This is a genomic window from Streptococcus sp. K0074 (genome assembly GCF_048843365.1).
In the GTDB taxonomy this organism is placed as follows: Bacteria; Bacillota; Bacilli; order Lactobacillales; family Streptococcaceae; genus Streptococcus; species Streptococcus mitis_BM.
This window is the reverse complement of the sequence record NZ_CP184836.1, coordinates 1,649,920-1,670,467: the sequence shown is the minus strand read 5'-3', so window position 1 is coordinate 1,670,467 and position 20,548 is coordinate 1,649,920. Positions and strand designations below refer to the sequence as shown.

Below are 20,548 nucleotides of genomic sequence, written 5' to 3'. Positions count from 1 at the left end.
AAGGAAGAGTGACATGTCTGTAAGAGAAAAAATGCTTGAAATCTTAGAAGGAATTGATATCCGTTTTAAAGAACCCTTGCATAGCTATAGTTACACAAAAGTAGGTGGAGAGGCCGATTATTTGGTCTTTCCACGAAATCGTTTTGAGTTGGAGCGCGTTGTTAAATTTGCCAACCAAGAAAATATACCTTGGATGGTTCTTGGAAATGCTAGTAACATCATTGTTCGTGACGGTGGGATTCGTGGATTTGTCATCTTGTGTGACAAGCTCAATAATGTTTCTGTTGATGGCTATACTATTGAAGCAGAAGCTGGGGCTAATTTGATTGAGACAACTCGCATTGCCCTTCGTCATAGTTTGACTGGTTTTGAATTTGCTTGTGGCATTCCAGGGAGCGTTGGTGGCGCTGTCTTTATGAATGCAGGAGCCTATGGTGGCGAGATTGCCCACATCTTGCAGTCTTGTAAGGTCTTGACCAAGGATGGAGAAATCGAGACCCTGTCTGCCAAAGATTTGGCTTTTGGTTACCGCCATTCAGCCATTCAGGAGTCTGGTGCAGTTGTCTTGTCAGCTAAATTTGCCCTAGCCCCAGGAACCCATCAGGTTATCAAGCAGGAAATGGACCGCTTGACGCACCTACGTGAACTCAAGCAACCTTTGGAATATCCATCTTGTGGTTCGGTCTTTAAGCGTCCAGTAGGGCATTTTGCAGGTCAATTAATTTCAGAAGCTGGCTTGAAAGGCTATCGTATCGGTGGCGTAGAAGTGTCAGAAAAGCACGCAGGATTTATGATCAATGTTGCAGATGGAACGGCTAAAGACTACGAAGACTTGATTGAGTCTGTTATCGAAAAAGTCAAGGAACACTCAGGTATCACGCTTGAGAGAGAAGTCCGTATTTTAGGTGAAAGCAAGTAGGAAGCTTTAGCTAAAAAGCTGCTGCTATGTCATGGAAAGGGGGTGAAAGCCTATCGTTAGTGCAGAAGAATGTAGGCAGTTCAATCTCCTACACGAGGTAGTGGCGGCCTGACAGAGCCCTGATCTGTTAATCTATGAAAAAGAAGGAATAAATGACAATTGAAAAAACCAATTATTGAATTCAAAAACGTCTCAAAAGTTTTTGAAGACAGCAACACCAAGGTTCTCAAAGATATCAACTTTGAGTTGGAAGAAGGGAAATTTTATACCCTTTTAGGCGCATCTGGTTCAGGGAAATCAACCATCCTAAACATCATTGCAGGTTTACTGGATGCGACGACAGGAGATATCATGCTAGACGGTGTCCGCATCAATGATATCCCAACCAACAAGCGAGATGTGCATACGGTCTTCCAATCCTATGCCTTGTTTCCACATATGAATGTGTTTGAAAATGTTGCCTTTCCACTTCGCTTGCGTAAGATCGACAAGAAAGAAATCGAGCAGCGTGTAGCGGAAGTTCTCAAGATGGTTCAGTTGGAAGGGTATGAAAAACGTTCCATCCGCAAACTTTCTGGAGGACAACGTCAGCGTGTTGCTATCGCCCGTGCCATCATCAACCAACCCCGTGTGGTTTTGTTGGATGAGCCCTTGTCAGCGTTGGACTTGAAATTAAGAACAGACATGCAGTACGAACTGCGTGAACTGCAACAACGATTGGGAATCACCTTTGTTTTTGTTACTCACGATCAGGAAGAAGCTCTTGCCATGAGTGACTGGATTTTCGTCATGAATGATGGGGAAATCGTCCAGTCTGGAACGCCAGTAGATATCTATGATGAGCCAATCAACCACTTCGTTGCCACCTTTATCGGCGAGTCAAATATTTTGCCAGGAACCATGATTGAGGACTACTTGGTTGAGTTTAACGGCAAACGCTTCGAAGCGGTCGATGGTGGGATGAAGCCAAATGAACCTGTTGAGGTCGTGATTCGTCCAGAGGACTTGCGGATTACCCTCCCCGAAGAAGGCAAGCTCCAAGTTAAGGTCGATACCCAGCTCTTCCGTGGAGTTCACTATGAAATTATCGCCTATGACGAACTTGGAAATGAATGGATGATCCACTCGACTCGTAAGGCCATTGTGGGTGAGGAAATCGGTCTGGACTTTGAACCGGAAGACATCCATATCATGCGTCTCAATGAAACAGAGGAAGAGTTCGATGCTCGTATCGAAGAATACGTGGAAATTGAAGAGCAAGAAGCAGGTCTGATCAATGCAATCGAGGAGGAAAGAGATGAAGAAAACAAGCTCTAAACTCTTTGTAGTGCCCTACATGCTCTGGATTGCCCTCTTTGTGCTCGCACCCTTGGTCCTGATTTTCGGACAATCCTTTTTCAATATTGAAGGACAATTCAGTTTAGAAAACTATAAATCTTACTTTGCGTCACAAAACTTGACCTATCTCAAAATGAGCTTTAACTCTGTGCTTTATGCAGGAATTGTGACCTTTGTAACCCTCCTTATCAGCTATCCAACAGCCCTCTTTTTGACCCGTCTCAAGCACCGTCAACTCTGGCTCATGCTGATTATCCTGCCTACCTGGATCAATTTGCTCCTTAAAGCCTATGCCTTTATTGGGATTTTTGGTCAAAATGGCTCTATCAACCAGTTTTTGGAATTTATCGGAATTGGTTCGCAACAGTTGCTCTTTACCGATTTCTCCTTTATTTTTGTCGCAAGCTACATCGAGCTTCCCTTTATGATTTTGCCGATTTTCAATGTCTTGGACGATATGGATAACAATCTCATCAATGCCAGCTATGATCTCGGTGCGACCAAGTGGGAGACTTTCCGTCATGTCATCTTCCCTCTGTCTATGAACGGCGTGCGAAGTGGGGTTCAATCTGTCTTTATTCCAAGCTTGAGTCTCTTCATGCTGACCCGTTTGATTGGTGGAAACCGCGTTATCACACTAGGTACAGCCATTGAGCAGAATTTTCTAACCAATGACAACTACGGTATGGGTTCAACCATCGGTGTAATTCTCATCTTGACCATGTTCATCACTATGTGGGTGACCAAGGAAAGGAGAGAACGATGAAAAAATTTGCCAATCTTTATCTGGGACTGGTCTTTCTTGTCCTTTACCTGCCTATTTTTTACCTGATTGGTTACGCCTTTAATGCAGGCAACGACATGAACAGCTTTACAGGCTTTAGCTTGAGTCATTTTAAAACTATGTTTAGTGATGGTCGTCTTATGTTGATTGTGACCCAGACCTTTTTCTTGGCATTTTTATCAGCCTTGATAGCGACCATTATCGGGACTTTTGGAGCTATTTACATCTACCAGTCTCGTAAGAAATACCAAGAAGCCTTTCTTTCACTCAATAATATCCTTATGGTTGCGCCTGATGTTATGATTGGTGCTAGCTTCTTGATTCTCTTTACCCAACTCAAGTTTTCACTTGGCTTTTTGACCGTTCTATCTAGTCACGTGGCCTTCTCCATTCCTATCGTGGTCTTGATGGTCTTACCTCGTCTCAAGGAAATGAACGGTGACATGATTCATGCGGCCTATGACTTGGGAGCCAGTCAATTTCAGATGTTCAAGGAAATCATGCTTCCTTACCTGACACCGTCTATCATTGCAGGTTATTTCATGGCCTTCACCTATTCGCTAGATGACTTTGCTGTGACCTTCTTCGTAACGGGAAATGGCTTTTCAACTCTATCAGTTGAGATTTACTCTCGTGCTCGCAAAGGGATTTCCTTAGAAATCAATGCCCTGTCTGCCCTTGTCTTTCTCTTTAGTATTATCCTGGTTGTTGGATATTACTTTATCTCACGTGAGAAGGAGGAGCAAGCATGAAAAAACTCTATTCATTTTTAGCAGGAATTGTAGCCATTATCCTGATCTTGTGGGGAATTGCGACGCATCTAGATAGTAAAATTAATAGCCGAGATAGTCAAAAACTGGTTATCTACAACTGGGGGGACTATATCGATCCAGAACTCTTGGAGCAATTCACAGAAGAAACAGGAATCCAAGTCCAGTACGAGACTTTTGACTCCAATGAAGCCATGTATACCAAGATCAAGCAGGGTGGAACAACCTACGATATTGCTATCCCAAGTGAATACATGATTAACAAGATGAAGGACGAAGACCTCTTAGTACCGCTTGATTATTCAAAACTTGAAGGTCTTGAAAATATCGGACCAGAATTCCTCAACCAGTCCTTTGACCCAGGCAATAAATTCTCCATTCCTTATTTCTGGGGAACCTTAGGAATTGTCTATAATGAAACCATGGTCGATGAAGCGCCTGAGCATTGGGATGACCTCTGGAAACCAGAGTATAAGAACTCTATCATGCTCTTTGATGGGGCGCGTGAGGTGCTGGGACTAGGACTCAATTCCCTCGGCTACAGCCTCAACTCCAAGGATAGCCAGCAGTTGGAAGAGACAGTGGATAAGCTCTACAAGTTGACTCCAAATATCAAGGCCATCGTTGCCGATGAGATGAAGGGCTACATGATTCAGAACAACGCTGCTATCGGTGTGACCTTCTCTGGGGAAGCTAGCCAAATGCTAGAAAAAAACGAAAATCTACGCTATGTGGTACCGACAGAAGCCAGCAACCTTTGGTTTGACAATATGGTCATTCCCAAAACAGTCAAAAACCAAGATGCAGCCTATGCCTTTATCAACTTTATGTTGAAACCTGAAAATGCTCTCAAAAACGCAGAGTATGTCGGCTATTCAACGCCGAACCTACCAGCTAAGGAATTGCTCCCAGAGGAGAAGAAAGAAGACAAGGCCTTCTATCCTGATGCTGAAACCATGAAACACCTAGAAGTTTATGAGAAATTTGACCATAAATGGACAGGAAAATATAGCGACCTCTTCCTACAGTTTAAAATGTATCGGAAGTAGCAGTTAGCAGTCACGAAACGAATCAGTTAGAGCTGGTTCGTTTTTTTGAAAAAAGAGAAATCATGGTATAATAGTTTTAGGTTGAGAGTTATTAGAATTATTTATAGCATCTCTGAAAATTTAATTCTAAAGGAGTTCAAAATGAGCCAGACTACGCAAATGCATATATATATATATATATATATATATATAACCCAATAAAAAAATGCAAAAAAATAGACTGAAACCTACTGAAAATCCAGTAGGCTTTTTGCGTTTCTTGGAGGTATCTAATGGCTAAAAAGTTATTAAATATCACTGAGATTGAGGATAGAACCAAGGTTTTAGTAGAAAATCTGAATCAATCGACATTTATTGTTGATTTTGTTTCATTGTTTGATATTACTAAAACGACCATAACAAGAGCAAGTAAAGCGGCATCTGAGGATTTTATAATAAAAAATAAATTGTATTTTCGTAAAGTTAAAAATCAGCCATTACTTGCTCTGACCGAGATTGATAAAGAGTTGGAGGGGCAAGCTCGTAAATCTAGATTTATTATTACAACAGATTTTCAAGAATTATATGCAAAGGATACTCAGACAGGGCTGACTCTAGCAATTTCTTTTAATGATTTGCCAGCTCATTGTGACTTTTTCTTACCTTGGAATGGTATTGAAAAGATTGATTATGATAAGGAAAATCCTGCTGATGTAAAAGCAGCAGAGCGTTTCACCAAACTTTATGACGAACTAATTTCTATTAATCCTGAACTAGCCATCACTGAAACTGATGGTAAATCATTTAATCTATTTTTGATTCGTGTTCTTTTTCTACTATTTGCAGAAGATACAAATATCATCTCAAAGGGAGCTTTCACAAATGTTATTAAGATGAGGACATCCGAAGATGGTTCTGACTTAAATGAGTGTGTTAGAAAGCTATTTACTGTTTTAGATATGCCTGAATTTAGTCGTCAGGATTTTGAGTCGTGGTTATCAGATTTTCCCTATGTAAATGGTAAGCTTTTTTCAGAGCCACATCATGACCTTATTTTTAATAAAAGAACTCGTCAATTACTCATTGAAGCAGGTGAATTGCTAAACTGGAATGAAATCAATCCAGATATTTTGGGCTCCATGATCCAAACGGTGGCAAATGAAGAAGCAAGATCAACATCGGGTATGCACTATACTAGCGTGCCCAATATTATGAAGGTCATCAAACCACTGTTTTTAGATAATTTACGAGCAGGATTTATGGAATTAGAAGAACGAGCTGACTACTATATAGGAGGTGGTGATTTTAGTGAGGACCATCGTCGCAAGGAATTGCGACAACTCTTACCCAAGTTAGAGGATTTGCTCACTCGTATAGCCTCTATCAAATTTTTAGACCCTGCCTGTGGTTCTGGAAATTTCCTCATCATTACCTATAAAGAACTGCGTCGTTTAGAGATTAATATCTTAGTCAAACAGCGAGAAATTCGTGAAGCTTTAAATGAAAAAGCTGTTTATCAAGGGGAATTGATTGCTGATGCATCTAAGATTTCTCTATCCCAGTTTTCAGGAATTGAATTGGATGATTTCGCTCATGAAGTAGCAAGGCTATCCTTGTATATAGCAGAACACCAGATGAATGTGGAAATGGATGAAGCGCTTGCTGATGTCCATCCAAGACTACTCCCCTTAAGAGAAGCTGGAAATATCGTCTGTGGGAATGCCCTAAGAATTGACTGGGAAACTGTGTTGAATGCTGAGGCGGATGACGAAGTTTATATATTTGGGAATCCGCCGTATATAGGCTCTAAAAAAATGACTCTGGAACAAAAGAAGGAACTAGAAAATGTGATTTGTTCAGAAATTTCTTCTAAAAAATTAGATTATATTTCGGGATGGTTTTATAAGGCAACTCACCTTATTTATGGTAAAAATGCTCAATATGCTTTTGTAACAACAAATTCAATAAATCAAGGTGAACAAGTTTCAATTTTGTGGAATGTCCTTCTACGCTATGTTCAAATTTCCTTTGCGTATCAATCTTTTAAATGGAACAATAGTGCGGCCCATAATGCAGGGGTTACAGTTACTATTATTGGATTTTCAAATAAAAATGATAAGAAAAGAATTATATATAGTGATAAGAGTGAAAGTTATGGAAAGAATATAAATCCCTACTTAGCTTTTGCAGATGATATTATTGTATCTAATCACAATGATTCAGAGAAGTTAAATAATTTTCCAAAAATAGTCTTCGGGAATATGCCAAGAAGTAAATATATAATACTGACAAATGATGATAAAAATAAATTAGTTCAAAGATATCCTGAAACGGAAGTGCATTTTAAAAAATATATTGGAGCAGATGAGTATATTAATGGAAATTTTAGATATACTATTTGGATTGATCAAGATGAATATACTAAATTAGATAAGATCCAGGAATTCCATCAATTATTTGAAAATATAAGACAAGAACGCCTGGATTCTAAGGCTGCTGGAACAAGAGAAACTGCATCCACACCATGGAAATTTGTACAACGAGGTGAATGGGAAGAAGCATATGAAAAAGGCGATATAGAAGGTTGTCAAGCTATTATTGTTCCGTGTACCTCATCAGAATCTAGAGATTATGTACCTATGGGATTTGTAGGAGATGATACGGTCATATCTAATTCCGCCATGGTTATTTACAATGCTCCTATTTGGCTTCTTGGTATCCTAGAATCCAAAATGCATATGGTTTGGTTAGAATCTATTGGAGGAAAATTAGAGACACGTTTGCGTTATTCAGCTGGACTGGTCTATAATACATTCCCATTTCCAGAACTTTCAGATAGTCGGAAAAATATGCTTGAAGAAGCTGTTTTTGAAATGCTAGATGTTCGAGAAGAAGAAGGTGGAACCTTGGCTGAATTATACGGTGGTTCCAATAAACCGATGAACGAACGTCTTCGTCAAGAACATGAAAAAATTGATGGTATCGTAGAACGTGCCTACCAGCAAAAGCCTTTTGAATCAGATGAAGAACGACTCAGTATCTTATTGAATCTGTACAAAGAGATGACAGAAAAGGAAGCGAAATGACCTCAAATATATTTGAAATCAATTACAATGGTACAGGTGCTAGTCAATCAAATAATGCACTTGGTATGCGTGAAATGCAGGTGCGCGTATATGCTAAGAGAACTTCTCAACACTTATTGATTAAGGCGCCTCCTGCCTCTGGTAAGTCGAGAGCTCTGATGTTTATTGCTCTTGATAAACTACATGCTCAGGGGCTGAAAAAAGCTATTATAGCTGTTCCAGAAAGGTCTATCGGAAAATCGTTTCGTTCAACAAAATTGACAGAATATGGTTTTTACTGGGATTGGGAAGTTCTTCCCAAAAACAATTTGACTGAACAAGGAACCAGCAAAAGTAAGGTAAAACAGTTTGTAGACTTTATGAATTCAGAGTCACCTGACGATAGAGTTCTAATCTGTACGCATGCCACCTTGCGTTTTGCCTTTGAACAGCTAGCTGATAGTGATTTTAATGACGTTCTTTTAGCTATCGATGAATTTCATCATGTATCTCAAGATGATAATTCAGTTTTAGGAAATGCCTTGAGAAACATATTAGCCAATTCAACAGCCCATGTAGTGGCAATGACAGGGTCTTATTTCCGTGGAGATTCTGTACCTATTTTGGCACCTGAAGATGAGCAAAAATTTGATAAGGTATCCTATACTTATTATGAACAGTTGGAGGGATACCAATATCTGAAAAGTTTTGCAATGGGTTATAACTTTTATCGTGGTCGTTACACGGATGCTTTGCATGAGGTGCTGGACACAAGCAAGAAAACTATTATTCATATTCCCAATGTAAACTCAGGTGAGTCAACAAAGGATAAGTATGATGAAGTTGACCGAATTTTAGACGAACTGGGGCAAGCTGTTCCAGATTCTAAGACTGGATTATGGTTGGTTACTGAGGAGACAGGTCGTGTATTGAAGGTTGCTGACCTTGTCACAGAGGAAGGTCGTGAAAAAGTGCAGGATTACCTAAACAAGATGACTAGTTTGGATGATCTCGATATCATTATCGCACTTGGTATGGCTAAAGAAGGTTTTGACTGGCCGTATGCTGAGTATGCTTTAACGATTGGTTATCGTCAGTCGCTAACAGAAATTGTTCAGATTATAGGTCGAGTAACACGCGATAGTTCCAATAAGTCACATGCTCAATTTACCAATCTCATTTCCCAACCTGATGCTCAAGATGATGAAGTCTTCTTTGCTGTGAATAATGTTATGAAGGCTATTACAGCTAGTCTCTTGATGGAGTCTGTTTTAGCACCAAATTTCAAATTCAAACGTAAAGACCGAGATGACCAGAAATCTTCTGGTGCCGAAATGTTTGTGAAAGGTTTAAAAGAGCCGAGCACTCAAAGAACAAAAGATATCATAGAAAATGATATGAATGATTTACGTGCTAGTATCTTGCAAGAACCGCGTATCCAAACTGCGATTGCTGCAGGAACAGATGCAGAAGTCATTAATAAGCAGATGATTCCAGCAATTATTAAACAAATCTATCCTGACTTAAGTGGTGCTGAAGTTGAAGAAGTTCGTCAACAGTTTATTAGTCAATCGGTCGTTCAATCAGCTGAACGGAAAGAGGGAGTAGGGCAAACAGATTTCCTAAAAATGGCAGATAAATTTGTGAATATTGATGACTTATCTATTGATTTGATTGATCAGATCAATCCTTTCCAGAGAGCTTACGAAGTTATATCACGTGAAATTGATGCTCCGACTTTGCGTCTAATACAAGATTATATGGATGGTCAGAAGATGGAGTTTTCGGAAGAAGAACTTTTGATTCTTTATCCTCAAATTAAGCAATTTTTGAATGAAAATGGTCGTCATCCAGATAAATCAAGTAACGATACGTACGAACAGAGACTGGCTTATGCTTTGTTACAATTGTCTCAGATGAAGTTGAAGATGGAGAATGGTAATGATTGATTTCAAAAATTTAACTGACATTTTTAATGATTCTGATTTCGAACATTTAATAGCTCCTTTAAAACCTAAAAAAAATAGTTACAGATCATGAAGTAGAGAAATTTTTAGAAATTATAGACTGGGTGAGAGTAAATAATGGACAAGAGCCACAAAAGTCTAGAAATATTAAAGAACGCAGTTTATTTTCTCGATTAAATGGTATTAGAAAATCTCCTGATAGCATCCAAAAATTAGAACCTTATGATGAATTTGGGCTACTAAAAATAGATATAGTTGAGTCCGAGACCCCTATTTCAAGTCCTGCTAGTTTAACAGATATTTTATCAGATGAATTGTTTGAGTCGGTAAATAGTGCTGAAAAATCGTTATTTGATGTCTCACGTTATAAACGAACGATTCAAGCGCGTGATAAAACACGAACACGTAAACGGATGGGAAATTTTGAAGATTATCAGGGATTATTTATTCGTGTTCATGATGAAATTAGTGAAGGTCGTCGTCAAGTCAGAAAGTCTGATGTGATAAAAGAAAAAGAAATTAAACCTGGTATGTTCTATGTGGATAATGGAGTAATGGTTTATGTTGTTTCTAAAGGAGAAGAGTTCACTGACAAGAATGGCTATACTAATGCTGAACTTCATCTCGTATATGAAAATGGTACAGAAAATAAAAAGGCCTTACTCCGTTCTTTTGTCTCAAATTTACACGATAGAACGCGACATGGACGAATGGTAACTGAATTGATAGAAGATGTGATGAATGGTATTAGTCCAAGTCAACGAATTACAACTGGATATATCTATGTAGTGAAATCCTTGAGTAGCAATCCTCAAATTGCCAATATCAGTAATCTCTATAAAATCGGTTTTACAGAGGATCAAATTACAAAACGGTTAGCAAATGCAGAAAGAGAAGGAACCTATCTTTATGCTCCTGTCCGTTTAGTAGCTAGTTTTGAGGTTCAGAATTTCAGCGCTCGAAAATTAGAAACGACTCTTCATCATTATTTTGTAGACAAGCAGTTAGACATAGAATTAATAGCGCCAAATGGAGAGAGTTTTGTTCCTAAAGAATGGTTTTTAGTATCGCTAGATGAAATCCAAGAAGTTATTGAAAAAATTGGATTTGAAATTAGATTTTGATAAAGAAGTACACTATTTATAAGATTATTTAATATTTAGAGAACACAAAAGAGAAAAAGAGATAAAAAGATAACATGAAAAGAGATAATGGCGATTTGAACTTGTTTAAATTTGTAGGGATTGGGGCTGTATTGTTTTGTCTATTTATCATTATAGGGTCAAGGTTTGTTACTGTTGGTATTGATAGCAAGGAAGAGACTAAAACAGTACAAACAGAAAGCGCAGTAAGTCAAGAGGGCAAGTTACGTACTGATTTACATGATGGTACTATTTTAGGTAAGTTTTGGAATAGTAAAGGGCACTTTGTTGTGGTATATGATGAGGAAACAAAAGTTGCTAAGATTTACCCAGTGAAGGAAAAGGAATGGGTTGAGTATAGAGTAGGGGAAATGTATTAGAAATAAATTAAATATTACTACTTACATTTCAAAACTAGTAGGTGAATTTTCAAAATATCTTCTCTCCTAACTCACTACTATTGGTTAGAATCATTTTCAGTTGACGCAAGCTTAAAAAAACGTTATAATAAGAAAGTTGAGAATTGATTTTCAGTTATCTTAGTCCAGAGAAATGGCGGTGCTGCGAGCCATCTAAGCTAGAAAGTCATGCTACTCAATCATACAATTGCATAAGAATAAGAGAATGACAAGTTCATTGAATGAAGGTGGTACCGCGGTTTTTCGCCCTTCGTGATATGAGCTTGTCTTTTGATTTTTGGAGGTGTTGATGAAAACATTTCTTGTCAAACAAAAGTTTCGTCTTGGAGGCGAACGCTTCGCTATCAAGGATGACAGGGGAGAAATCGCCTATCAGGTAGAGGGATCATTTTTTAAGATTCCCAAAACTTTTACCATCTATGATGTTAATGGTGAACAAGTCAGTCAGATCAGTAAAGAAATCTTGACCTTGCTTCCTCGTTTTGAGATTCAGCTTCGGGATGGCTCGAGTTTTGTCATTCGCAAGAAGTTGACCTTCTGGCGAGATAAGTATGAGTTTGATAATCTGGAGCTTCGTATCGAGGGCAATATCTGGGATTTGAATTTCAAATTGCTGGATGAGCGCGATCAGCTGATTGCGGAAATTAAGAAGGAACTCTTCCATCTGACCTCTACCTATAGCGTAACGGTTCTTGAGGACGCTTATGCAGACCTAGTCATTTCCCTCTGTGTCGCGATTGACTATGTAGAAATGCTGGAAAGCCAATCACATTAAACAAGTAAATAAGGAGACAATATGAAACAACTATCTAGTGCACAAGTACGCCAAATGTGGCTTGATTTCTGGGCGACCAAAGGTCACTCAGTAGAACCATCAGTAAGTTTGGTTCCTGTAAATGACCCAACGCTTTTGTGGATCAACTCTGGGGTAGCAACCCTTAAGAAATACTTTGACGGGACTATTATCCCTGAAAATCCACGTATTACCAATGCCCAAAAGGCTATCCGTACCAACGATATCGAAAACGTAGGGAAGACTGCACGTCACCATACCATGTTTGAAATGTTGGGGAACTTCTCTATCGGGGATTACTTCCGTGACGAAGCGATCACTTGGGCTTATGAGCTTTTGACAAGCCCAGAATGGTTTGATTTCCCAGCTGAAAAACTTTACATGACCTACTATCCAGACGATAAAGATTCATACAACCGTTGGATTGAAGTGGGAGTGGACCCAAGTCACTTGATTCCAATCGAGGACAACTTCTGGGAAATTGGTGCGGGACCTTCTGGACCGGACACAGAGATTTTCTTTGACCGTGGGGAAGCTTTTGACCCAGAAAATATCGGTATTCGTCTCCTTGCAGAAGATATCGAAAACGACCGTTACATCGAAATCTGGAACATCGTATTGTCACAATTTAACGCAGACCCTGCTGTTCCTCGTAGTGAGTACAAGGAATTGCCACACAAGAACATTGATACGGGCGCTGGTTTGGAGCGTTTGGTGGCGGTTATCCAAGGGGCTAAGACAAACTTTGAAACGGATCTCTTCATGCCGATCATCCGTGAAGTTGAGAAATTGTCTGGTAAGGTCTATGACCAAGATGGCGACAACATGAGCTTTAAGGTTATCGCTGATCACATCCGTTCACTTTCATTTGCCATCGGTGATGGTGCCCTTCCTGGAAATGAAGGTCGTGGTTACGTCCTTCGTCGTCTTCTCCGTCGTGCTTCTATGCATGGTCAAAAATTGGGAATCAACGAGCCTTTCCTTTACAAACTCGTTCCAACCGTTGGAAAAATTATGGAAAGCTACTACCCAGAAGTGCTTGAAAAACGTGACTTTATTGAGAAAATCGTTAAGAGTGAAGAAGAGTCATTTGCCCGTACCCTTCACTCAGGTCAACACTTTGCCCAAGGAATCGTTGCAGACTTGAAAGAAAAAGGTCAATCTGTCATCGCTGGTTCAGATGTATTCAAACTTTATGATACTTATGGATTCCCAGTTGAATTGACAGAAGAGATCGCTGAAGAAGCTGGTATGACTGTCGACCGTGAAGGTTTTGAATCAGCTATGAAAGAACAGCAAGAACGCGCGCGTGCATCAGCTGTCAAGGGTGGCTCAATGGGTATGCAAAATGAAACTCTTCAAAACATCACTGTAGAAAGTGTCTTCAACTACAATGCTAGCCAATTGTCTTCTAAATTGGTGGCTATCGTGGCTGACAATGCAGAAGTAGAATCTGTGTCAGAAGGAACTGCCTCACTTATCTTTGCGGAAACGCCATTCTATGCTGAAATGGGTGGACAGGTCGCTGACCACGGACAAATCTTGGATGAGTCAGGTAAGGTTGTGGCTACTGTGACAAATGTTCAAAAAGCACCAAACGGCCAAGCTCTTCACACTGTTGACGTCCTTGCACCGCTTGCCTTGAACCAAAAATATACTTTGGCAATTGATACAAATCGTCGTCACCGTGTTATGAAAAACCACACTGCTACTCACTTGCTCCATGCGGCTCTTCACAATATCCTTGGCAGCCATGCAACTCAGGCAGGTTCGCTTAATGAAGTAGAATTCCTTCGCTTTGACTTCACTCACTTCCAACCAGTAACTGCTGAAGAACTTCGTGCCATTGAGCAGCAAGTCAACGAGAAAATCTGGGAAGCTCTTGAAGTGAAGACAGTTGAAACGGATATTGATACTGCTAAAGAAATGGGAGCTATGGCCCTCTTTGGTGAGAAATACGGCAAGGAAGTCCGTGTTGTCACTATCGGTGACTACTCTATCGAGCTTTGTGGTGGTACCCACGTTGGTAACACTTCTGAAATTGGTCTCTTCAAGATTGTCAAAGAAGAAGGTATCGGATCAGGAACTCGCCGTATCTTGGCAGTGACTGGTAAGGAAGCCTTTGAAGCCTACCGCGAACAAGAAGATGCTCTTAAAGCTGTCGCAGCAACTCTTAAAGCACCTCAACTTAAAGAAGTACCTCACAAGGTAGAAGGACTTCAAGAACAACTTCGTCAATTGCAAAAAGAAAATGCTGAGTTGAAAGAAAAAGCCGCAGCTGCAGCCGCAGGCGATATCTTCAAGGATGTTAAGGAAGTCAACGGTCACCGTTACATTGCTAGTCAAGTGTCTGTATCAGATGCCGGTGCCCTTCGTACCTTTGCAGATAACTGGAAACAAAAAGACTACTCTGATCTTCTTGTCCTAGTTGCTGCTATCGGTGACAAAGTCAATGTTCTTGTAGCAAGCAAGACAAAAGACCTTCATGCAGGAAACCTTGTCAAAGAATTGGCACCAATTGTCGATGGACGTGGTGGTGGTAAACCAGACATGGCCATGGCAGGAGGAAGCAACCAAGCTAAAATCCAAGAATTGTTGGATGAAGTAGCAGGTAAATTGTAATTAAACAAAGATCTATCCATTTGGGTAGGTCTTTTTGTGAATAGAAAAAAGCCAAATCCGATTGGACATGGCTTGGTAATCATTGGCAATTAGATTGTATTGGCTGCCCAGACACTTACCGAAGCAGCTGAGACTGGAAATTGTCCATAACCTTCCTCATCGATTGTAACTTGACCTTGGTGGTTTTCAAGTAAGTCTACAAAGGTTTGGTTAGCCCATTCTTGGCCGACAAACATTGATTTGCTGTTTTCTTGGTCATTTGAGATAAGGACTGCGATTGGGGATTGATGTTCAGCACCTGAACGTACCCAACCGATACAGTTAGCATCATCAAAGTAGTCTGTTTGCTCTCCATAGGCCAAATCTTTTCGGATGGTTAGGAGGCGGTCAAGGACTTCTTTGAAATCTTGTTGAGCATATTGCCCTGAAATCCCATAGTAGTCGCCGTAAAAGACACATGGAAGGCCATTTTGGCGTAACAGAATGAGGGCATAGGCTGCTGGTTTGAACCATTCTTCAACGGTAGACTCAAGAGCCTGACCTCGTTGTGTATCGTGGTTGTCGACAAAAGTCACAGCCTTGTCAGGCTTGAGTTCAACCAAGCTATCTGTAAAAATACCACGAAGGTCGTAGTTGGAACCTGCTCGGCTAGCATCAAAGAGATTCAGGTGGAGACGAACATCGACAAGGTCAAAGCGTTCTTCCGTTTTTTCAAGATAGTCTAGATTGGCTTCCTTGTCTGGATTCCAAAATTCACCGAACACATAGAAATCTTGACCATATTTTTCCTTCATATCACGGATGAAATTACGCATAAAGAAAGAGTCAATGTGTTTGACGGCATCCAAACGGAAACCAGCAATACCAGTCGTCTCCATGAACCAGTCAGCCCAGTCATAGATATTTTGGATGACTTCAGGATGTTTAAAGTCTAGGTCGGCATACATGAGGTAGTCATAGTTGCCGTTTTCATTATCGACCAATTCCTCATTTGCCCAACCCTTGTTGTCTCCTTGAATCAGATAAATCCCAGACTTTCGGCGTTTTGCATCGTAGTCTGTACCTGTGAAGTGGTACCAGTGCCAGTGGAAGTCATTGTAGGTATCTTGGCGACCATCGAAGGTAAAGCTAGTCCAGCCATTGATGGTGAAGGGTTCTCCAAGTTCAACTGTACGGTCTACAGGATCCACTTCAATAACCTGAAAGGCTTCCATGTGATCGGCTGCAGCCTTGTGATTGAGTACCACATCGGCCATAGGCTGGATTCCCTGTGCTTTTAGGGTTTGAATAGCTTGAAGATAGTCTTCTCTGAAACCATACTTGGTGCGGACAGTTCCTTTTTGGTTAAACTCTCCTAGGTCAAATAAGTCATAGACCCCATAGCCGACATCTTTTTCATTGGTAGCTTTGAAAGCTGGTGGCATCCAGACGTGACTGATCCCCAGATGAGCTAGGTGTTGAGCATCTTCAGCTAGGCGCGTCCAGTGCTGACCATCGTGGGGCAGATACCATTCAAAGTATTGCATGAGTGTTTGATTTTGCATGATGTTTCCTCTTACTTGTCAATCTTGTTCTTTATTCTATCATAAAGTATTGGTTAGCGCCAACGTTTGCATAAGATAGAAGGAAACTATTTTAACTACTTAAAATAAAGTATTGATTTTTTTGTATCAAAGTGCTAGTATAATAGTATGTAATATAGATAAAGATAGGAGTCATCCCATGATTGAATTTCAAAATGTTAGTAAGTTGTATGGTGATAAAGAGGCTTTGAGCAATCTCAATTTGCAGATTGAAAATGGGGAGATTATGGGCTTGATTGGGCATAATGGGGCTGGAAAATCGACCACCATAAAATCCCTAGTCAGTATCATTTCGCCCAGCAGTGGTCGTATTTTGGTAGACGGTCAGGATTTATCGGAAAATCGCTTGGCTATTAAACGAAAGATTGGCTACGTAGCAGACTCGCCTGACTTATTTTTACGCTTAACGGCCAATGAATTTTGGGAATTGATCGCCTCATCCTACGATTTGACTAGCTCTGACTTGGAGACTAGTCTAGCTAGGCTATTGAACGTTTTTGATTTTTCTGAAAATCGCTATCAGGTTATTGAAACCCTTTCTCACGGAATGCGTCAGAAAGTCTTTGTCATCGGGGCACTCTTGTCTGATCCTGATATTTGGGTCTTGGACGAACCCTTGACCGGTTTGGATCCCCAGGCTGGCTTTGATTTGAAGCAGATGATGAAGGAGCATGCGCAAAAAGGCAAGACAGTCTTGTTTTCAACCCATGTCCTAGAGGTGGCCGAGCAAGTCTGTGATCGGATTGCCATTTTGAAAAAGGGGCATTTGATTTATTGTGGTAGGGTAGAGGACTTGAGAAAAGACCACCCAGACCAGTCTTTGGAAAGTATCTACCTTAGCCTTGCTGGTAGAAAAGAGGAGGTTTCAGATGCGTCTCAAGGTCATTAAAAAATTAGTTGATATCAATATCCTCTATTCATCTCAAGAAGCTAATCTGGCTAACCTACGAAAGAAGCAAGCTAAAAATCCTGGGAAAAAAGTAAATGTTTCCGCTAGAGTCCTAAGTTCTTACATTTTTTCCAGTCTCTTGATGCTCATCATGTTTATAAATATAGCCTTTCGTTTTCCTTTTGAGGAAATACCAAGTTTTTTTAGTAGCATGGTTGCTATTTTACTGGTGCTTGTCTTTTCAACTTCTTTCACTGCATTTTACAATGTCTTTTATGAGAGTAAGGATTTGGTATCGTATAGGCCCTATGCCTTTAAAGAATCAGAGATTATAATTGCTAAAGGACTGTCTGTTCTCTTGCCAGCTCTAGCTGGAATTGTACCAATCCTAGCTTATTTTCTAGTCCTCTATATTAGGCTAGCTCCTTCTCTTTGGCTGGGCTTGCCTTTGATGCTGCTGTCCTTGGCCTTATTATTTGTCTCTGTTACTTTAGTGATGGTAGTGGCAGTACATTTCTTGGCTCAGACTACGGTCTTCAGAAAGTATCAGTCTATTTTTTCGAATGTGATGATTGGGATAGGGGTTCTCATACCTTTAATATTTGTCCTCTTTCTACAGTCGACTTTTGGAAGTATTGTTGACAAAGTTAGAGACATTCCATTTCTCCTTTATCCTCTTCATCTCTTTTACAAAATAGCAGTGGAGCCTTTTTCGACAGAAGCCATACTGGGTCTGTTAGCTTGGATAGCTTTAACTGTTTTCTTGCTTTACCTGACCAAAAAGAAGGTTCTTCCTCATTTTTATGACGTGATTCTGCTTAACAGTGAGGAGAAGGTCAAGAAAGAACGTCGCAATAAGGAGAGAATTTCAACTACTAATAAAAAGGGCTTTTTCCGTATGGTTTTACGCTACCACCTCACCCTCTTGGGACAGGGAACTGGCGTGATTACAGTGCTTTTTACAAGTGCTTTTCTTCCTTATCTCATGATGATCGGTCTGATTTCCAAAATTCGAGATTCTCAGATAGTTCCAGATATTCATCCTCCATACTGGTTACCCTTGTTTTTTATAGGATTGTTTATAGCAGTTGTCAATAACAATATCACCAGCCTGCATTCAATTGCCTTGTCCTTGGAGAGGGAAAATGTTGATTTTCTGAAGAGTTTACCCTTTGACTTTGCTCGTTATGTGAAAGTGAAATTTTGGATTATATTTGCTGTCCAGTCTTTTTTACCAGTTCTGACTTTACTTGGCCTTTCTCTATATCTAGGCTTGCCCATCCTTTCGATGATTTATCTTCTTGTAGTCTGGATCCTTGCCAGTGTCATCCTTTCTTGCCACCATTACCTTAAGGACGTGAAAAATTTGTCAACAAATTGGAGTAACATTACGGACCTGGTGAACCGTTCAAATCGTATAGTCGCAATTGTTTTGATTTTTATTTATAGTGCAATCTTAATGGCCCTTGTAATAGGGAGCTTATTCTTGGTTCGCTCTCTCGCCCCTGTCCTTGCCATCAGCTTGGGAGTAGGAGTTCTTATCCTCTTGCTTGCTCTTGCTATTTTTGGCTATCATTACTACCTGTCACGCATATTGACAGAAATAGAAAAAAGATGAGATAGTTGGTCGCTTGCTTGATACATTTTATAAAAAGAAATGAAGCTGAGCAAAAAACCACTTCTAACTAGCAAAAAAACGAGCATTTCCGTAGTTGGATATACTCGTTTTTCTATGCCATTTTTCTTATCATAAGAACAAAACGACTAGAAATTTTTAACAATGTATAAATCCTATAGCATCAATTGCTTAAATTTGGTACTAGATTTTATCTATGATGTGAAGATTAATGGAGCTTGAGATGTTTGCTATTTATGGATAGTGTACAAAGTAAATTGTTACTGGCGAACTCTCTTATACTTCCGGGTCTACCTTTATCTAGTTATTCTTATAAAAATCTGTTTTATACTCAATGCAAAACAAAGAGCAAACTAGGAAGCTATCCTCAGGTTGCTCAAAGCACCGCTTTGAGGTTGCAGATAAAGCTGACGTGGTTTGAAGAGTATTAGACTAAATCCCACTTTGAGAAGTTAGCCTGAAATAATTCCTATTTGTAAAACTCTGATAAGTCTTGGCTGATTTTGGAGAAATGTGGTATAATTTTTCTTATGGAAAAGATTATCATTACAGCAACTGCTGAAAGTATTGAACAAGTTAAACAACTGCTCGAAGTTGGCGTAGACCGTATCTATGTCGGTGAGAAAGATTTTGGCCTTCGTCTGCCAACGACCTTTAGTCATGACCAATTGCGTGAAATTGCTAAGTTGGTTCATGAAGCAGGTAAGGAATTGATTGTTGCGGTCAATGCTCTCATGCACCAAGACATGATGGATCGTATCAAGCCATTCCTTGATTTCTTGGAAGAAATCAAGACAGACTACATTACGATTGGGGATGCAGGTGTCTTTTACGTGGTCAACCGCGATGGTTATTCATTTAAGACCATCTATGATGCTTCTACTATGGTAACTAGCAGTCGTCAGATAAACTTCTGGGGACAAAAGGCTGGCGCATCTGAGGCTGTTTTGGCGCGTGAAATTCCATCTGCTGAGCTCTTCAAGATGCCTGAGATTTTGGAAATTCCTGCTGAAGTGTTGGTTTACGGAGCTAGTGTTATTCACCATTCTAAACGTCCGCTCTTGCAAAACTACTATAACTTTACGCATATCGATGATGAAAAGACTCGCAAGCGTGACCTCTTCTTAGCAGAACCAAGTGACCCAGAGAGCCATTATTCCATTTTTGAAGATAATCATGGGACTCACATCTTTGCCAACAATGATCTTGATTTGATGACCAAATTGACAGAATTGGTAGAACATGGTTTCACTCACTGGAAACTAGAAGGGCTCTACACTCCTGGTCAGAACTTTATTGAGATTGCAAAACTCTTTATCCAAGCGCGTAGCTTGATTCAAGAGGGTAACTTTAGCCATGACCAAGCCTTCTTGCTGGATGAGGAAGTGCGTAAACTTCACCCTAAAAACCGTTTCCTTGATACAGGGTTCTATGACTACGATCCTGATATGGTTAAATAAAGTAAATGATTCGTTGAGAGAAGGGAAATTTAGAATTTCTTCTCTCAATTTTTCTTATTTCTTCACCATTTTCAAAAAATCAGCAGGCTAGGATGCTCTGTTTACTGGGGTTTTTAAGAAAAGTGCCCTTCTT

Annotated in this window: 15 protein-coding genes; 14 read left to right on the top strand and 1 reads right to left on the bottom strand. The window is 40.0% G+C overall.

Annotated features, from left to right (window positions below):
- Window positions 1–13: 13 nt before the first annotated feature.
- From murB to alaS, 11 genes are all read left to right on the top strand, one after another.
- The gene (murB, locus tag ACN076_RS08270; protein WP_261043359.1) at window positions 14–919 is read left to right on the top strand and encodes a UDP-N-acetylmuramate dehydrogenase; all 906 of its coding nucleotides are present in this window, start codon (window positions 14–16) and stop codon (window positions 917–919) included.
- Between the two features lie 159 nt (window positions 920–1,078).
- The gene (locus ACN076_RS08265) at window positions 1,079–2,236 is read left to right on the top strand and encodes an ABC transporter ATP-binding protein (protein WP_000742913.1); all 1,158 of its coding nucleotides are present in this window, start codon (window positions 1,079–1,081) and stop codon (window positions 2,234–2,236) included.
- Window positions 2,217–3,023, top strand: a complete 807-nt coding sequence (locus ACN076_RS08260) for an ABC transporter permease (RefSeq protein WP_000753801.1) — start codon at window positions 2,217–2,219, stop codon at window positions 3,021–3,023. Before ACN076_RS08265 ends, ACN076_RS08260 begins: the two co-directional genes overlap by 20 nt.
- The gene (locus ACN076_RS08255) at window positions 3,020–3,793 is read left to right on the top strand and encodes an ABC transporter permease (RefSeq protein ID WP_000712742.1); all 774 of its coding nucleotides are present in this window, start codon (window positions 3,020–3,022) and stop codon (window positions 3,791–3,793) included. Before ACN076_RS08260 ends, ACN076_RS08255 begins: the two co-directional genes overlap by 4 nt.
- Complete coding sequence (locus ACN076_RS08250) at window positions 3,790–4,860, top strand: ABC transporter substrate-binding protein (RefSeq protein WP_261072133.1); 1,071 nt, start codon at window positions 3,790–3,792, stop codon at window positions 4,858–4,860. The genes ACN076_RS08255 and ACN076_RS08250 overlap by 4 nt, the downstream gene beginning before the upstream one ends.
- A 272-nt stretch (window positions 4,861–5,132) precedes the next feature.
- The gene (locus ACN076_RS08245) at window positions 5,133–7,925 is read left to right on the top strand and encodes a class I SAM-dependent DNA methyltransferase (RefSeq protein ID WP_420789822.1); all 2,793 of its coding nucleotides are present in this window, start codon (window positions 5,133–5,135) and stop codon (window positions 7,923–7,925) included.
- Window positions 7,922–9,853 (top strand): DEAD/DEAH box helicase, encoded by a 1,932-nt coding sequence (locus ACN076_RS08240; protein WP_261128076.1) that lies wholly within the window; start codon window positions 7,922–7,924, stop codon window positions 9,851–9,853. Before ACN076_RS08245 ends, ACN076_RS08240 begins: the two co-directional genes overlap by 4 nt.
- A gap of 122 nt (window positions 9,854–9,975) precedes the next feature.
- Window positions 9,976–10,995: a GIY-YIG nuclease family protein gene (locus ACN076_RS08235; protein ID WP_420789821.1), complete on the top strand. Its 1,020-nt coding sequence runs from the start codon at window positions 9,976–9,978 to the stop codon at window positions 10,993–10,995.
- A 74-nt stretch (window positions 10,996–11,069) separates the two neighbouring features.
- Entirely contained in the window at window positions 11,070–11,393 is a 324-nt protein-coding gene (locus ACN076_RS08230; protein ID WP_049539722.1) for a hypothetical protein, read from the top strand.
- Window positions 11,394–11,721: 328 nt separating this feature from the next.
- On the top strand, window positions 11,722–12,207 hold the full coding sequence (locus ACN076_RS08225; protein WP_414305746.1) for an LURP-one-related/scramblase family protein: 486 nt from the start codon (window positions 11,722–11,724) through the stop codon (window positions 12,205–12,207).
- 21 nt (window positions 12,208–12,228) lie between these two features.
- Entirely contained in the window at window positions 12,229–14,847 is a 2,619-nt protein-coding gene (gene alaS / locus ACN076_RS08220) for an alanine--tRNA ligase (protein ID WP_420789820.1), read from the top strand.
- An 89-nt stretch (window positions 14,848–14,936) separates the two neighbouring features.
- Here alaS and ACN076_RS08215 read toward each other — a convergent pair whose 3' ends face one another.
- On the bottom strand, window positions 14,937–16,391 hold the full coding sequence (locus ACN076_RS08215) for an alpha-amylase (protein ID WP_420789819.1): 1,455 nt from the start codon (window positions 16,389–16,391) through the stop codon (window positions 14,937–14,939).
- Window positions 16,392–16,569: 178 nt separating this feature from the next.
- Here ACN076_RS08215 and ACN076_RS08210 point away from each other — a divergent pair, with 178 nt between their 5' ends.
- The 3 genes from ACN076_RS08210 to ACN076_RS08200 all read left to right on the top strand — a co-directional run bounded on the left by ACN076_RS08210 (window position 16,570) and on the right by ACN076_RS08200 (window position 20,415).
- Window positions 16,570–17,319 carry an ABC transporter ATP-binding protein gene (locus ACN076_RS08210; protein ID WP_420789818.1) on the top strand — a complete coding sequence of 250 codons (750 nt, stop codon included), beginning with the start codon at window positions 16,570–16,572 and terminating at the stop codon, window positions 17,317–17,319.
- Window positions 17,300–18,937 carry a hypothetical protein gene (locus ACN076_RS08205; RefSeq protein ID WP_269798713.1) on the top strand — a complete coding sequence of 546 codons (1,638 nt, stop codon included), beginning with the start codon at window positions 17,300–17,302 and terminating at the stop codon, window positions 18,935–18,937. Before ACN076_RS08210 ends, ACN076_RS08205 begins: the two co-directional genes overlap by 20 nt.
- Before the next feature lie 548 nt (window positions 18,938–19,485).
- Window positions 19,486–20,415: a peptidase U32 family protein gene (locus ACN076_RS08200; RefSeq protein ID WP_420789817.1), complete on the top strand. Its 930-nt coding sequence runs from the start codon at window positions 19,486–19,488 to the stop codon at window positions 20,413–20,415.
- The last annotated feature ends 133 nt before the right edge of the window (window positions 20,416–20,548 follow it).

Excerpts from the sequence above, each read along its gene's own strand:
- murB (WP_261043359.1), top strand. The coding sequence starts at position 14 with ATGTCTGTAAGAGAAAAAATGCTTGAAATCTTAGAAGGAATTGATATC.
- ACN076_RS08260 (WP_000753801.1), top strand. The coding sequence starts at position 2,217 with ATGAAGAAAACAAGCTCTAAACTCTTTGTAGTGCCCTACATGCTCTGG.
- ACN076_RS08255 (WP_000712742.1), top strand. The coding sequence starts at position 3,020 with ATGAAAAAATTTGCCAATCTTTATCTGGGACTGGTCTTTCTTGTCCTT.
- ACN076_RS08250 (WP_261072133.1), top strand. The coding sequence starts at position 3,790 with ATGAAAAAACTCTATTCATTTTTAGCAGGAATTGTAGCCATTATCCTG.
- ACN076_RS08245 (WP_420789822.1), top strand. The coding sequence starts at position 5,133 with ATGGCTAAAAAGTTATTAAATATCACTGAGATTGAGGATAGAACCAAG.
- ACN076_RS08240 (WP_261128076.1), top strand. The coding sequence starts at position 7,922 with ATGACCTCAAATATATTTGAAATCAATTACAATGGTACAGGTGCTAGT.
- ACN076_RS08230 (WP_049539722.1), top strand. The coding sequence starts at position 11,070 with ATGAAAAGAGATAATGGCGATTTGAACTTGTTTAAATTTGTAGGGATT.
- ACN076_RS08225 (WP_414305746.1), top strand. The coding sequence starts at position 11,722 with ATGAAAACATTTCTTGTCAAACAAAAGTTTCGTCTTGGAGGCGAACGC.
- alaS (WP_420789820.1), top strand. The coding sequence starts at position 12,229 with ATGAAACAACTATCTAGTGCACAAGTACGCCAAATGTGGCTTGATTTC.
- ACN076_RS08215 (WP_420789819.1), bottom strand. The coding sequence starts at position 16,391 with ATGCAAAATCAAACACTCATGCAATACTTTGAATGGTATCTGCCCCAC.
- ACN076_RS08210 (WP_420789818.1), top strand. The coding sequence starts at position 16,570 with ATGATTGAATTTCAAAATGTTAGTAAGTTGTATGGTGATAAAGAGGCT.
- ACN076_RS08205 (WP_269798713.1), top strand. The coding sequence starts at position 17,300 with ATGCGTCTCAAGGTCATTAAAAAATTAGTTGATATCAATATCCTCTAT.
- ACN076_RS08200 (WP_420789817.1), top strand. The coding sequence starts at position 19,486 with ATGGAAAAGATTATCATTACAGCAACTGCTGAAAGTATTGAACAAGTT.